Origin of the sequence: Sphingobium agrisoli (assembly GCF_041877245.1) — a bacterium.
Lineage (GTDB): Bacteria > Pseudomonadota > Alphaproteobacteria > Sphingomonadales > Sphingomonadaceae > Sphingobium.
Window position 1 is genome coordinate 472,486 of record NZ_JBHDJI010000001.1, and the last position, 13,483, is coordinate 485,968.

The following is a 13,483-nucleotide window of genomic DNA, read 5'->3' on the forward strand; positions in this document are numbered from 1 at the left end:
CCATCGCGGACGGCGCCGCATCCCCAAGTGAACAGGCGACCAGATGGACGGCAATTTCATCCTGATAGCGGTGTTGATCGCCACGATGGTGGGCCTCGCGGCCTTCGCCTTCGCCGGCCCGTCGCCGGAAAAGGCGCGCAAGCGGCGCGTCGCTCTGATCCGCGGGCGGCACAGCGATTCGGCCGAAGCCCTGCTCGAAGCGCGGATGCGCCGCGCCATCTCCAACCGCCCTGCCGGCGCGGAGATGAAGGTTCTGTCCTCGCTGGTCCCCAACCCCGAAAACCTGACCAAACGTCTGCGGATGACGGGCAAGAAGTGGACGCTGAACGGCTATATGACGACCTGCGCGGTCATCTTCCTGCTGCTTACCGCCTTCCTCGTCCTGCGTGGCTTTCCCTTCCTCTTCGCGATGATGGTTGGCCTCGCCGCCGGCCTTGGCCTCCCCCACTGGTGGGTCGGCCGAGTCATCAGCAAGCGGGTCGACAAATTCACCGCAAAATTTCCCGATGCGCTTGAACTGCTGACGCGCGGCCTGCGCTCCGGCCTTCCCATCGCCGAGACGCTGGGGGTGATATCGGGCGAGATTCCGGGGCCGGTGGGCGAGGAGTTCAAGCTCATCACCGAACGCATCAAGATCGGCAAGACGATGGAGCAGGCGCTTCAGGAGACCGCCGATCGCCTCGGCACCGCCGAATTCCAGTTTTTCGTCATCACCCTGTCGATCCAGCGGGAAACCGGCGGCAACCTCGCCGAAACCCTGTCGAACCTGGCCACCGTGCTGCGCCAGCGCGCGCAGATGAAGCTCAAGATCCGCGCCATGTCGTCGGAATCGAAGGCGTCGGCCTATATCATCGGCGCGCTGCCGTTCCTCGTGTTCGCGATGATCTGCTACGTCAACTACAACTATATGCTCCCCTTCTTCACGCCCGATCCGGCCGGCATCTTCGGCCTGGGCACGATGCAGGTGGTGGGCATCGGCGGCATGATCTGGATGGGCATCGGCGCCTTCATCATGGCCCAGATGATCAATTTCGAGATTTGAGCGGGAGCAAGGAACGACCATGGAAGCCGCCCCTGCCGCCGGAACCCTCTTCGGGCTGACCGCCACCGATTTCGGCACGTTGCTCGCCGCGCTGGCGACGCTCGCCGTGCTCGCCGCCCTTTATGCGGTGATGACGGTGCGCGATCCGATGGCGAAGCGGGTCAAGGCGCTCAACGACCGCCGCGAGCAGCTCAAGGCCGGGATCACCGCCTCGACCGCCAAGCGCCGCGCGAAACTGGTGCAGAAGAACCAGGCGACCGACCAGATGCGGTCCTTCCTGTCGAGCCTCAAGGTGCTTCAGGACGACCAGCTCAAGGACGCGCAGATCCGCCTGGCGCAGGCCGGCATCCGCTCGAAGGACTGGGCCGTCGCCGTCATCTTCGGCCGCATGATCCTGCCGATCGTGCTGGGCGGCCTCGCCGCGATCCTGCTCTATGGCGTCGGCATCCAGCCCGAATGGGGACCGCTGAAGCGCTTCTTCGCCTTCGCCGTGGTGCTGCTGCTCGCCTACAAGTCGCCCGACATCTACATCGACAACAAGGTGCAGAAGCGCGCCGCCGCGATCCGCAAGGGGCTGCCCGACGCGCTCGACCTGCTCGTCATCTGCGCCGAAGCGGGCCTTACCGTCGATGCCGCGTTCAACCGCGTCGCGCGCGAACTGGGCAAGGCGTACCCGGAACTGGGCGACGAGTTCCAACTGACCGCCATTGAACTCAGCTTCCTCACCGAACGCCGCATGGCCTTCGAAAATCTCGCGACCCGCGTGAAGCTGGATGCGGTCAAGGGCGTCGTCACCACGATGATCCAGACCGAAAAATACGGCACCCCGCTCGCCTCGGCGCTGCGCGTGCTTTCGGCCGAATTCCGCCACGAACGCATGATGCGCGCGGAGGAAAAGGCCGCCCGCCTGCCCGCGATCATGACTGTCCCGCTGATCCTCTTCATCCTGCCGACCCTGTTCGTCGTTATCCTGGGTCCGGCCGCCTGCTCGATCAGCAAGGCGTTCTGAAAAATCCGCCGACGCACCGCGCCGTGCCGTAGCGTCGCCGACACACTCGCCCGCCCCGCCCGAAAAAGGCGGTGGCGGGCGTCCTTTTTCCGGCCTATTCCGGTGCCTTACAGACCATTGGAGTGGATCGCATGAAGCCGGCTCTGGCAGCCCTTATCACCCTTTCGACCGCAAGCCTCGCCGTTCCGGCCTACGCCGCCCAGCCCGTCACCGGCCGCTGGGCCACGGTGGACGGCAAGGCGATCGTCGCGATCGGCCCGTGCGGCAAGCAGCTATGCGGCCGCATCGAACGGATCGTGAAGCCGACCCCCGGTCGCCCCCAGACCGACATCAAGAACCCCGACCCCGCGCTGCGGTCGAAGCCGCTGGTCGGCCTCGCGCTGCTGTCCGGCTTCGAGGATGCCGGCGACATCTGGAAGGGGACGATCTACGACCCCGAAAGCGGCAAGAGCTACGCCTCCAAAGTCAGCCGCAACCCCAATGGCACGCTCAAGGTGCAGGGCTGTATCGCCTTCTTCTGCAAGACCCAGACCTGGACGTCCGTGCGCTAGGCCATGACCGCCTGATCGCGCCAGTACGCAACGTCGGCCCGCCCGCCACGCGCGATCAAGCCTGTCATGTTGGCGACGGCGAAGGAAACGCCGTGCAGGTTGCGCCGCTGCGGCACCCCCGGAATCGGCCGGGGATGGCCAGAGGCGTAGAAGCCGCCATCCCGCGCCGCCCACCGATCGCGCGGCAGATCCCAGTCGGGCGACACGCCGATCACCCCGTCCAGACTGCCCGGATAGCAGGGCGCGCCGTCCACCGCGCGCGCCGCGACGATCAGCACCCCGACCGCGCTCGCCCGCCGCACAGCGTCGGACAAAATTTGCTGATGCGACGCATTAACCGTGCCCAGGCTGAGGTTGATGATGTCCACCTCCGCCCCTACCGCCGCGTCGATCGCCCGCACCAGCGCCCGCGCCGTCGTCCGCAGGGCATCATGGAACAGTTTTACGGGTAAGCATATGCAATCAGGCGATAAATTCTGGATGGCGGCCGTAACCGCCGTACCATGGCCGAGTGCGTCACAGCTGTCCAACTCGCTGTCCAAATCATCGCCCGACACGGCGAGTCCGGGCATCAACCGCCCGGCGTCGATGTGCGGATGGGCCGGCTGAACCCCGCTGTCGATCACCGCGATCCGCACCGGCTCAGGCATCGGCCATCGCCCTGCGCTGCTCCATCCGCGCCTGCCCGTCCGCCAGCCGGATGACGCAATCGGCCATCTCCGCCAACGCCGGCTTGTGGGTGATGACGATGATCGTCGCGCCCGGCAGCGCGTCTCTCAGCCGCCCGGCGACCAGCGCCTCGGTCTCGCTGTCCAGCGCCGATGTCGGCTCGTCCAGGATCAGCACCGACGGTCGCCGCAGCAGCGCCCGGGCCAGCACGATCCGCTGCCGCTCGCCCGCCGACAGCGCCGCCCCCCGCTCCCCGCAGCGCGTGTCATAGCCCAGCGGCAGCCCGGCGATGAACCCGTCCAGCCCCGCCGCATGGGCCGCCGCCTCGATCTCCCCCTGGCGCACCCCATTGAGCGCGAAGCCGATATTGGCCGCGATCGTGTCGTTGAACAGATATGGCGCCTGATCCACCAGGATGATCTCGCGCCGCACGTTGTCCAGCGCATAGTCGCGCAGGTCGCGCCCGCTCACCAGCACCCGACCGCTATCTGGGTCCAGATAGCGGACCATCAGGTCCGCCATGGTCGATTTGCCCACCCCGCTCGGCCCCAATATCGCACACAGGCTCCCCGCCGGGATCGTCAGGTCGACGTCCCGCAGCACCGCGTCCCGGTCATAGCGCATCCCGACCCGCTCGAACCGCACCTCGCCGGCCCGAACCAGCGCCACCGGATCAGCGCGCTCCACGACCTCCGGCTTGGTATCGAACAGCTCGAATATCCGCCCCAGCGACACCCGCGCCGAAGCCAGCCCCGATGTCAGCCCCATCAGCGTCTGGATCGGCGAGAGCAGCCGCATATGGTATGTCATGAAGGCGACCAGCGTGCCGATGCTCATCCCCCCCTCGATGATCCGCCAGCCGCCATAGAGGATCACCGCCGACGTCGCCGCCGTCATCAGCGTGCCGGGCAGCGCCCCGGTCATGAAGGACGCAAGCTGCATCCGCATCATCGCGCTGACGAAGGCGTCGTTCTTCGCCTTGAACCGCCCCACCTCATGCTCGCCCGCGCGCAGCGACGCGACCACCCGCATCCCCATGACCGTATCGACCAGCAGGCTGCCGAGGTCCGCGCCCCGCTCGCGCATTTCGCGGGTCAGCGCCGTCAGCCGGCGCTGATAATAAGAGAAGGTGGCAAGACTCGCCGGCACCAGCACCACGCTCACAAGGAACAGCCGCCAGTCGAGCCAAAGCATCATCGCGACGCACCCGACGAAGAAGAGCAGATTGCTCACCACCGACAGCAACGTGTCGGATGCGATGCGCTGCACGTCGCTCACATCGCTGTTCATCCGCGACACGAGATCGCCCAACCGGAAACTGCCGTAGAAGCGCGGCGACAACGTCTGCAAATGCCGCAGCAGCGCCGCGCGAATGTCGTAGAGCATCGCCGCCGACAGCGCGACATAGCGATAGCTGGCGAGGATGTTGACGGCAAAGCCCGCCACCGTCACCCCGACCATGATCGCCGCGATCTCGACCAGCGCCCCCATGTCCCGCTTCAGCAGCGCCTGATCGATCATCAGCTTCGAAAGGTAAGGCTGCGCCAGCCCCAGCGCGGTCGAAAGCAGGCTGATCGCCAGCACCAGCAGCAACGCGCCGCGATAGGGCTTCAGGAACGGCGCAAGCCGGCGATAGGTGCCCCAGTCGGCGACAGGCGGCGCGGCATCGCTCACGCCGCCGCAGCCCTCGGCACCAGGCGGAACCCGTCGAGCAGGAACCGCGGCTCGGGCAGCTTTGCCAGCAGCCCGGTGCACCAGTGATGCCCCTCCATCAGCGCAGCATGCTGCGCCCGCCACCAATCGCCCCGCCCGCCATTGGCGTAGAATTGCGCGCACAACAGCAAATGCCGCCGCATCGCCGCGATCAGCATCGAGCGATAGTGCGTCAGCAGCGCCACCCGATCCCCGCCCCCGGCGATCCCCGCGACGACTGCCGCCGCCAGGATCGCCTCCCGCACCGATTGCGCCACCCCGTCGCCGCAGATCGGATCGAAGCCAAGCGCCGCCGACCCGCAGCCCAGCCAGTCGTCACCATGCAGCGGCAGGCGCAGGCGCGGCGTCGCGGCAAAAGGCGTCGACGCCGCGCCCACCACATCCACCACCGGCGCGATCAGCGCGCTTTGTCCCAGCAGCGCGTCGATCGGACCGCCCACCCCCAGCAGCCAGCCCGTTCCCGCCTGTTCCGGCACCAGATAGAGCCAGCCGCTTTCCACCGCCTCGATCCGCACCTCCCCGGCCAGCGCCGGATCGCGCAACCGGACATGCGCCGCCACCGCGTCACGATCGCCAAAGACCCGCATTTCGCCCGCCGGCTCACGCGGCGCGCTATGGATGATGAAATCGGCAGTTCCGTCGGCCTGGTCGGTCGCCACGGTCAGCGCCGCATGCACCTGCGCTTCCGACGCCAGCGCCGCGCCATGGGGCACCACCACTGGCGATCCTCCGCCCCACGCAACCACCCGACGCCGCACACGGGGGTGGTGCAAGAACAGCTCCGGCCGGTCGAACACGCCCCGGATCAGGTCCAGCGCCGGATCGCTCAGCATGATCGTCGGTACGGACGGGCGGCGGACATCCTCGATTGCGACCCGAAGGCCCGCGCCCGTCAATATATGCGCGCACCCGCTGGCGGCGATCCCGCTGCCCCGGATGGCGACGGTCGTCATCCTCTTCCCACGAATGCGACTGCGCTCGTCATTGCACCGCGACCATGCCCGCGCCGGTGGTGTCGTTGCCCAGATCCCAGGTCGTCTCCAGCTTCAGCGTCCTGGCGTCATAGACTTCGACGTCGTAGCTCGCCCCGTAAATGTAGAGCTTGGTCCCATCGAGCGACATGCCGAAGCGGAAGCGGGAACGGCATGGGAATTCGGCCTTGTCCACCACAGCGTTGGTGCCCATGTCCATGTGCCAGAATTCGCACCGCTTGTTGCCCAGCTTCCCGTTGGTGACGACGGTGTAAGCCTGCCTGCCATCGGGCGTCACCTGCAATCCCGCCATCGCTTCGGGCGCCGGCCCGATCGGCGTGAAAGTGAATTGCCGGTTGTTAAGGTCGAACCGCGCCAGCCCGAACGTCTTGTTGTGGATATAGGGGTCAGCGGCGTTGAACAGCGACACATATTGGCCCGGCGTGCGGATCGTGTCCACCGGCCCGCCGAAGCCGACATTCTCAAGGCCGGTGCCTTCGGGCTTGGCGAGGTCGATCCGATCCACGACCTTGAGCGTCGCGGTATCGACGATCAGCACCTTTTCCCCGAACACATAGAGGAACTTGCCGTCCGGCGACAGCTTGTAGGCCGACCGCCACCCCCCTGACCGCTCGTCCTCCCGGTCCATCTCGACCATGCGCGCGACCTTCTGGGTCTTCATATCGACGACGCTCCAGCTCGGCTTGCCGACCGTGTAGCGATCCACGCCCTTCTCGAACTTGGTGAGCAACGTGTAGAAATAGCGGCCCGTCGGGTCCGGCACACCGCCCCAGAAGCGGTAACGGGTGGTGCCATCATTCAGGCTGAACTTGCTCGTCACCTTGCGCGTCGCGGTGTCGATCACCTCGATCCCGCTGGTGGTGATGGTCGTCACATAGATGCGCTTGCCATCGTCCGACAGGGTCATCGAAGTAGGCAGCCCGGTCGCAAGCGTCAGCTTGTTCGTCACCGCGCCCTTGGCCTCATCGAACACCAGCAACTGATCGGGGTAGGAGCCCATGAACAGCGTTGCGGCGGAGGCCGGCAGCGCGCTCAGCAACGACATGCCGGCGGCAACGAGGGTGCGAAGGATCATGGCGCGCCTCATGGGAATACAAGGTCCAGGTTGCGCCAGTCCTTGGTGGCCGTCGCGCAATTGCTTGCCCAGTCGGGCGAGTAGTTCACATGGTCGGGCACCTGCACCGGCCAGAAGCAGGTGACGTAGCAATCGTAGATATCGCGCTCGACCGGCTGGCACAGCCCCGCCGTGCCGCCGCCCGCATCCACTTCCCAGCCCGGCGAGAAGGACAGGGTGCAGCCCATCGGCACATGCGGGCGCGGCTGCTGCTGCAACGCGACGACATCCTCCTCCAGGTCGTCCGGGTTCTGCGCCGCCCTCAATTCGATCTGCGTCACCGCCTCGTCGATCGCATGCGCCTTTTTGTTGATCGGCCGGAGATGCTTCATGACAGGCCCTTTCGTTCAGCGAAGCGTTCGAGGAAGCCGGGATTCTTCACCGCCAGCTCGCCGTAGATGCGCAGGCACGTGTCGGTCCATTGCCGGATCCAGTCGCAATAATGGAGGTTGGCGTGCCCCGTATCGCCATAGCGCACGAACGCCTCATGATGGCACCCACCCGCGCACAGTGGCCGCGCCCAGCAGCTCTGGCAGTCATATTTCGCTTCGACATGCCCGCGCGCCAGGAAGTCGCTCTGCTTCGCGCGGTCGATGCCGCTCGACACATGCCCCATCACATGCGTGTCGGCGTCGGTAAAGCGGTGGCAGGGCGACAGGTCGCCCGACGGGCTGACCCCCATCAGCCCCAGCCCCGCGCCGCAGGGATGCGACTTGTTGACGCCCGAAATCAGCTCGCTGATCGTCTCGCTGACATTGGTAAAGCCATGCATCTCGCCCCGCAGCGCATAGTCCAGCCATTCGTCGGCCAGCGCGGTGAACTGCGCCAGCACATCGTCCATACCCTTGCCATCGATCGAGTAGGTGCGTTCTTCCCCCGTCGTAACCGGCGCGAAGCCGACCTCATGAAAGCCCAGATCGTCCGTCAGGTGGCGGAATATCCGCACCACGTCGGTCACGCCTTCGGTCAGCGTCACCCGCGCGGTCACCGCGCGCGTGCGGTGGTGGGCGATCAGCGTCCGCAAGCGCGGCTCGATCACCGCATAGCTGCCCTTGCCATTTTTATAGACGCGATGCCTGTCCTGCACCTCGGGCGGGCCATCCATCGACACGGTAACCCCGATCCGGTTTTCGGACAGGAAAGTAACGATCTCTTCGGTCAGCAGCGTCGCGTTGGTGGTGAGGCTGTAGGTAATCCCCTTCCCCGCCGCCGCCGTCGCCGCATTGGCATAGTCCACCACATCGCGCAGCAGGCGGAAATTCATCAGCGTCTCGCCGCCGAAGAAAGTGATATGCACCGCCTTGCGCCCCACTGCTTCGGCGATCAGCAGATCGACCGATGCCTTTGCAGTCTCCAGCGTCATATATTTGGGCTTGCCCGCAGGCGTCGCGATCTTGTCCGCACCGAACTCGTAGCAATAGGTGCAGGCAAGGTTGCACTGGTTGGTGACGTTCAGCACCAGCGCCTGGAGCGGAAAATCGGCGGGCGGCGCCTGCGGCATTACTGGGGCCGCCGCGCCCAACTGAATGAGCCGCGCCGCGCGCAATTCGCGCACAAGCGCCTCGGCTTCGGCCGCATCCCTGCCGTTGCTCGTCAGCGCGCGGATCATGTCGGCATGGGTCAGTTCCCGCCCGTCCAGCCGGTCCAGCACCGCGCGCACATCGTCATCCACCTCGAAGATCGCGCCGGCGCTCACCAGATAGACGAAGTCGCTGCCGCCGGCCGCAAAGCCATGATATTCGGCGCGGCGATAGGCGGGTGCCTGCATCACGGTCATCGCGACACCTCCGGCTGGTCGATGACTTTGTAGAGCGGCACCGTCACGACCATGTAGGACCGCGCGCTCAGCGGCTTGCCAAACTTGTCCCGGTCATTCTTCGCCGTCGCGACCACCCATACCTCGCCATAATTGTTGCGGCCAAAGCGCCGGGCGGGGTTCGGCCCTTCCTCGGCCGGGGTGAAGAAGGCGGTGGGGCTCAATGAGCCTACATATTTGGTGTCGTCGTCATAATAGACCGACATGAATTCCTGCATCGACCAGTCGGCCGGCACTGGCCCCACCGCGATGTCGTCCGCCGTGTTCGGCTTGCCGTCGACGCCGTTCTCGTATCCGATCGCCTCGAACTGCTGATAGCCCTTGGGGAACTTCACCCCGCCGAGCCGCGCCAGCGCGGTTTCGGGGGTTGCCTTGATATAGTCGATCTTGCGATAGACGGGGAAAGCCTGCTCCAGCACCGCGCCCGCGATGCTGACATCGCGCGGCCCGGATGTCGCGCCGGGCGCTACGTCCGCCGTCACCACCAGCTCCTTGGGGCTCGCCGACACGATCTTGGTGACACTGACGCCTTCGCCGAGATCGATGTCGGCCACGCCCGGCGAAGCGGGCAGATTGTTGCCCAGGATGCGGACCTGGATGCCCTTCGTGCCTGCCTTGACCGGGCCGGGCGCCACCGCGAGCACGGTCGGCGCGGCGGTCGCGCGCACCAGCTTCACGTCATAGCCGAATTCCTGATAATTGCCCCAGAACCAGCGACCCACCGCGCTTTGCTGGTCGGGCGCGAACCACATCGCCTCGCGCGCCGCGCTGGTCAGATCGTCGGGCCGCGCCGCCCCTGTCCCCTGCGAGCTGCCGCGCCAGCTATAGCCGGCATAGACGATCCCCGTCCCGCTGCGGCTGATCGTCGTGCCGTCGGTCAGCGATCGCAGCGTCACCTGCGTGGTGAACTCGTCCGCCGCCTTGCCGGGTGCGACCACATAGTCGCCGACGAACCGCCCCTTGCCCGGCACGCTCGCCACCACCAGCCAATTGCCCACGAGTCTGGGGGTTCGTTGGCGCGCGCTCCACGCCGCCCATTCGGGCGTATGCAGCGGCGCGACCTTGGTCATGTAGGTCAGCGCATATTCGCCGCGGTTCATCTTGTCCTTGGGATCGCGCCCGGCGGGCTGCTCGCTATCCTCGGCCGGGCGGCGGTACTGCGCGTCGGCCTGCGAATAGAGGGCGACATGCATGTCCTGAAGCTGCTTCCACTCCAGCTTCGACCGGCGCCAGGACAAGGGCTGGGCAAAGCTGTGGCAGGCGGCGCAGGCCCCACGCATCGTCTCGTTGGGGATGTTGGTCTCGTCCAGCATCCGCTTTTCGGGCAGGTACATGACCGGCCGCGCTTCCTCCGGCGCGAGGCCATGCGAGGAGGAGAGCGACTTCACGATCGCCCGGCTTTCCTCCGGCGTGATCGACAGGCCGTTGAGAGCCACCATCCGCTTGATCGCCTGCGACCAGCCTTCGGGCGTCGTGCGGACCCAGCTGATGCGGGTCATGTTGCCTTTCGCGTCGGCGCTGTGGCACGCCCCGCATTTTTCCTTGACCAGCGGGTCGGCGACCGGGATGCCTGCCTCGGTTTCCTTCATCGTCGCGCCCTCGGGTCCGCCATCCGCCTGCGCGAAGACGACCGACGCGGAAAACAGGGCCATAAGGCCGAATTTCGTGACGGGAAGCCGATTCACCCTGCCTGTCCCCCTCTGCGGCCGTTGGCCGCTTTGTGGCATGGGCCCAGGTTTCCCCATCCACCACGCCATTGCCCGAATGACGTATGGCGCGGGTCAATCCGCCATGGGAATCTTGACGACCGTCAGAGTTTTTTCACGCGAGCGAAATCATGCCTTGAATGTGGGGCGGAATGGACCGCCGACCGCCTTTCAGGCCAGCATTGCGGCCGTGATCGGCAGGGAGCGGACACGCTTGCCGGTAGCGGCGTGGATGGCATTCACCAGCGCGGGGATGACCGGAGGCAGCGCCGGTTCGCCAAGGCCGGTCGGCGGATAGTCGGTCTTGACGAACTCCGTGACGATCCTGGGCGCGTCGTTGATGCGCAGATAGGGATGGGTGTCGAAATTGGCCTGCTCGACCGCGCCGGCGACTTGCGTGATCTGCTGCCCGGCCAGCGCCTGGCTTAGCCCCTCTATCACCGATCCCTGCACCTGATGCAGCGCGTTGATCGGGTTGATGATCTGGCTGCCGACATCGCCCGCGACCCACACGGTTTTCACCTTGGGCGTACCGTCCGCGATCGCCACCTCCACCACTTCGGCGAAATAGCCCATATGGCTGTAGTAGAAGGCGAAGCCCTTTCCCGTCCCCTTGGGCAGCGCCTGGCGATCCGCCCAGCCGCTCATCGCCACGACCTTCTCGATCACGCCTTTGGCACGCGCGGTGACGAAAGGTGGCTGGTTGGTGCCGCGCGCCAGTTCCTTCGGCTCACCCAAAAGCTCCAGCATCAGCGTCGGCAGATCCTTGCCCGCCGCCGCCGCGACCTCGTCCAGAAATGCCTGAGTGACGAAGGCGAGCGCGTTGGAACCGGGCGCGCGCAGCCATCCGGTCGGCATGTTGGTGGCAAGGAAGCTCTGCTCCAGCAAGGCATTGGGCACGAGGCCCACCGGAGGTTCATGCGCCGGCATCTCGGCGGCGCGCAGCGGCTTGCCGTCCTTCCCGAAGGTCACGAAATGATCGTGGAAGGCGGTCATCCGCCCATCCTTGTCCAGCGCTGCGCGGAAGCCGTGCCAGCCCGCCGGCCGGTAGAAATCGCGTTGAATGTCCTGCTGCCGTGTCCAGAGCAGCTTGACCGGCACCCCCGGCAATTGCGCCGCGATCGACGCCGCCTGCACCATATAGTCGTTCATCAGCCGCCGGCCGAAGCCGCCGCCGATGCGGCGGAAGTTGATCCGTATCTTCTCCGGCGGCAGGTTCAGCGCCTTCGCCACCAGCCCGCGACCGTTTTCCGGGTTCTGCGTCGGCGCCCAGATTTCGATCGCGCCATCCTTGAACAGGGCGGTGCAATTCTGCGGCTCCAGATTGCCATGGGCGAGGAAGGGATAGCTATAGTCCGCCGCGACGATTTTCGCGGCACTGGCGAAGGCGGCGTCCACGTCACCGGTCCGCATGATCTCGCCCTCGGCTCTCGCCTTGCGCTTTTCGGCAGCCTGCGCGGCATAGGCGTCGGTCGAAAAGCCGCTGACGGCGCTTATGTCCCAATCGATCGCCAGCGTCTCGCGCGCCTGATTGGCGCTCCACCAGCTTTTGGACAGAATAGCGACGCCGTCATAGCCCGACTCCGCCGTGCCGTCGCCCCTGATGGTCAGCACATGGGCGACGCCTGGCAGCGCCCTCACCGCATCGATATTGGCCGATTTGATCGTACCTCCGAACGCCGGGCAGGTTTCCAGCACCGCGTAGAGCATCCCCGGGAGTTTGAAATCGCTGCCGTAGAGCGGCTGGCCCGCCACGATCGCGGGCGTGTCCACGCCGCCGACCGAACGGCCGATGATGCGGAAATCGGCGGCATCTTTCAGCTTGAGCGCCGCGACATCGGGCGCGGGCAGCTTGGCCGCCGCCCCCGCCAGCGAGGCATAGGTCGCCGACTCGCCCGTTGCGGGATCGGTCACCTTGCCGCCTGCGGTCTTGAGGCGTTCGGGCGCGACGCCCCAGCCCTGCGCCGCCGCCGCGACCAGCATCGCCCGCGCCGCCGCGCCCGCCTGCCGCGTGGGCAGCCATTCGCGCGGCGTGGTGCGGCTGCCCCCGGCGCTCTGCCCGCCGAAAATCTTGGCGTCGGCATGGGTCTGCTCGATCGTCACCTGGCCCCAGTCGACGTCCAGCTCCTCGGCGATCATCATCGGCAGCATGGTCTTGGCGCCCTGCCCCACTTCGGCATTCTTCGCGCCGATGACGACGCGATTGTCGGGCAGGATGCGGATGAAGGCGGTGAGGATGACCGGCGCGCCGTCCGCCGCCTGCGCGACGGGAAAGCTGAGGTCGAACAGCAATCCGCCGCCGGCCAGCAGCGAGGCGGAAATAAACCCCCGCCGCGAAAGCACGGCCGCGCTCATGCCTGCGCTTCCTTGATGCCGGCGGCTTGCCTGATCGCGGCGCGGATGCGGACATAGGTGGAGCAGCGGCAGAGATTGCCCATCATCGCGGCATCGATCTCTTCGTCGGAGGGCCTGGGCGTGGTGGCGAGCAGAGCGGTCGCGCTCATGATCTGGCCAGCCTGACAGTAACCGCATTGCGGCACGTCCAGCTTCACCCAGGCGGCGGCGACGCGCTTGCCCGCGTCGCTTTTCTGCACGCCCTCGATCGTCGTGATCGCCTTGCCTGCGACATCGCCGAGCGGTGTCTGGCACGAACGCACCGCCTCCCCGCCGACATGGACGGTGCAGGCGCCGCACAGGCCCGCGCCGCAACCGAACTTGGTCCCGACCATGTCCAGATCCTCGCGCAGCACCCAAAGCAGCGGCTTGGCGGGGTCGCCCTCCACCTGCCGCCTGACGCCATTCACCGTGAAGCTGACCGCCATATGCCTCTCACCCCCGCTGTCATGCCCGCATTAGATGCCGATCCGCATC

12 protein-coding genes are annotated in these 13,483 nt (G+C 66.4%); 3 read left to right on the forward strand and 9 right to left on the reverse strand.

All coding sequences use genetic code 11. The features are described from left to right. Positions 1-43: 43 nt before the first annotated feature. The 3 genes from ACETPF_RS02245 (at position 44) to ACETPF_RS02255 (ending at position 2,602) form a co-directional block, all read left to right on the forward strand. Complete coding sequence (locus tag ACETPF_RS02245; RefSeq protein ID WP_373932636.1) at positions 44-1,042, forward strand: type II secretion system F family protein; 999 nt, start codon at positions 44-46, stop codon at positions 1,040-1,042. A gap of 19 nt (positions 1,043-1,061) precedes the next feature. After that, positions 1,062-2,051, forward strand: coding sequence for a type II secretion system F family protein (locus ACETPF_RS02250; RefSeq protein ID WP_373932637.1), 990 nt, complete (start codon positions 1,062-1,064; stop codon positions 2,049-2,051). A gap of 131 nt (positions 2,052-2,182) precedes the next feature. Then, complete coding sequence (locus ACETPF_RS02255) at positions 2,183-2,602, forward strand: DUF2147 domain-containing protein (protein ID WP_373932638.1); 420 nt, start codon at positions 2,183-2,185, stop codon at positions 2,600-2,602. On the opposite strand, the gene qhpE is transcribed toward ACETPF_RS02255, so the two are convergent. From qhpE to ACETPF_RS02300, 9 genes are all read right to left on the reverse strand, one after another. Then, positions 2,599-3,252 (reverse strand): subtilisin-like serine protease QhpE, encoded by a 654-nt coding sequence (gene qhpE / locus ACETPF_RS02260; RefSeq protein ID WP_373932639.1) that lies wholly within the window; start codon positions 3,250-3,252, stop codon positions 2,599-2,601. The two genes, ACETPF_RS02255 and qhpE, sit on opposite strands and share 4 nt — an antisense overlap. Beyond that, on the reverse strand, positions 3,245-4,945 hold the full coding sequence (locus tag ACETPF_RS02265) for an ABC transporter ATP-binding protein (protein ID WP_373932640.1): 1,701 nt from the start codon (positions 4,943-4,945) through the stop codon (positions 3,245-3,247). The genes qhpE and ACETPF_RS02265 overlap by 8 nt, the downstream gene beginning before the upstream one ends. After that, the gene (locus ACETPF_RS02270; protein WP_373932641.1) at positions 4,942-5,937 is read right to left on the reverse strand and encodes a hypothetical protein; all 996 of its coding nucleotides are present in this window, start codon (positions 5,935-5,937) and stop codon (positions 4,942-4,944) included. The genes ACETPF_RS02265 and ACETPF_RS02270 overlap by 4 nt, the downstream gene beginning before the upstream one ends. A gap of 28 nt (positions 5,938-5,965) precedes the next feature. Continuing rightward, on the reverse strand, positions 5,966-7,051 hold the full coding sequence (locus tag ACETPF_RS02275) for a YncE family protein (RefSeq protein ID WP_373932642.1): 1,086 nt from the start codon (positions 7,049-7,051) through the stop codon (positions 5,966-5,968). An 8-nt stretch (positions 7,052-7,059) separates the two neighbouring features. Further along, positions 7,060-7,422 (reverse strand): quinohemoprotein amine dehydrogenase subunit gamma, encoded by a 363-nt coding sequence (gene qhpC / locus ACETPF_RS02280; RefSeq protein WP_373932643.1) that lies wholly within the window; start codon positions 7,420-7,422, stop codon positions 7,060-7,062. Then, positions 7,419-8,867: a quinohemoprotein amine dehydrogenase maturation protein gene (peaB, locus tag ACETPF_RS02285; RefSeq protein WP_373932644.1), complete on the reverse strand. Its 1,449-nt coding sequence runs from the start codon at positions 8,865-8,867 to the stop codon at positions 7,419-7,421. Before peaB ends, qhpC begins: the two co-directional genes overlap by 4 nt. After that, positions 8,864-10,591, reverse strand: a complete 1,728-nt coding sequence (gene peaA / locus ACETPF_RS02290) for a quinohemoprotein amine dehydrogenase subunit alpha (RefSeq protein WP_373932645.1) — start codon at positions 10,589-10,591, stop codon at positions 8,864-8,866. Before peaA ends, peaB begins: the two co-directional genes overlap by 4 nt. A gap of 192 nt (positions 10,592-10,783) precedes the next feature. Next, positions 10,784-12,967 carry a xanthine dehydrogenase family protein molybdopterin-binding subunit gene (locus tag ACETPF_RS02295; RefSeq protein WP_373932646.1) on the reverse strand — a complete coding sequence of 728 codons (2,184 nt, stop codon included), beginning with the start codon at positions 12,965-12,967 and terminating at the stop codon, positions 10,784-10,786. Next, positions 12,964-13,434: a (2Fe-2S)-binding protein gene (locus ACETPF_RS02300; RefSeq protein ID WP_373932647.1), complete on the reverse strand. Its 471-nt coding sequence runs from the start codon at positions 13,432-13,434 to the stop codon at positions 12,964-12,966. Before ACETPF_RS02300 ends, ACETPF_RS02295 begins: the two co-directional genes overlap by 4 nt. Positions 13,435-13,483 lie beyond the last annotated feature (49 nt).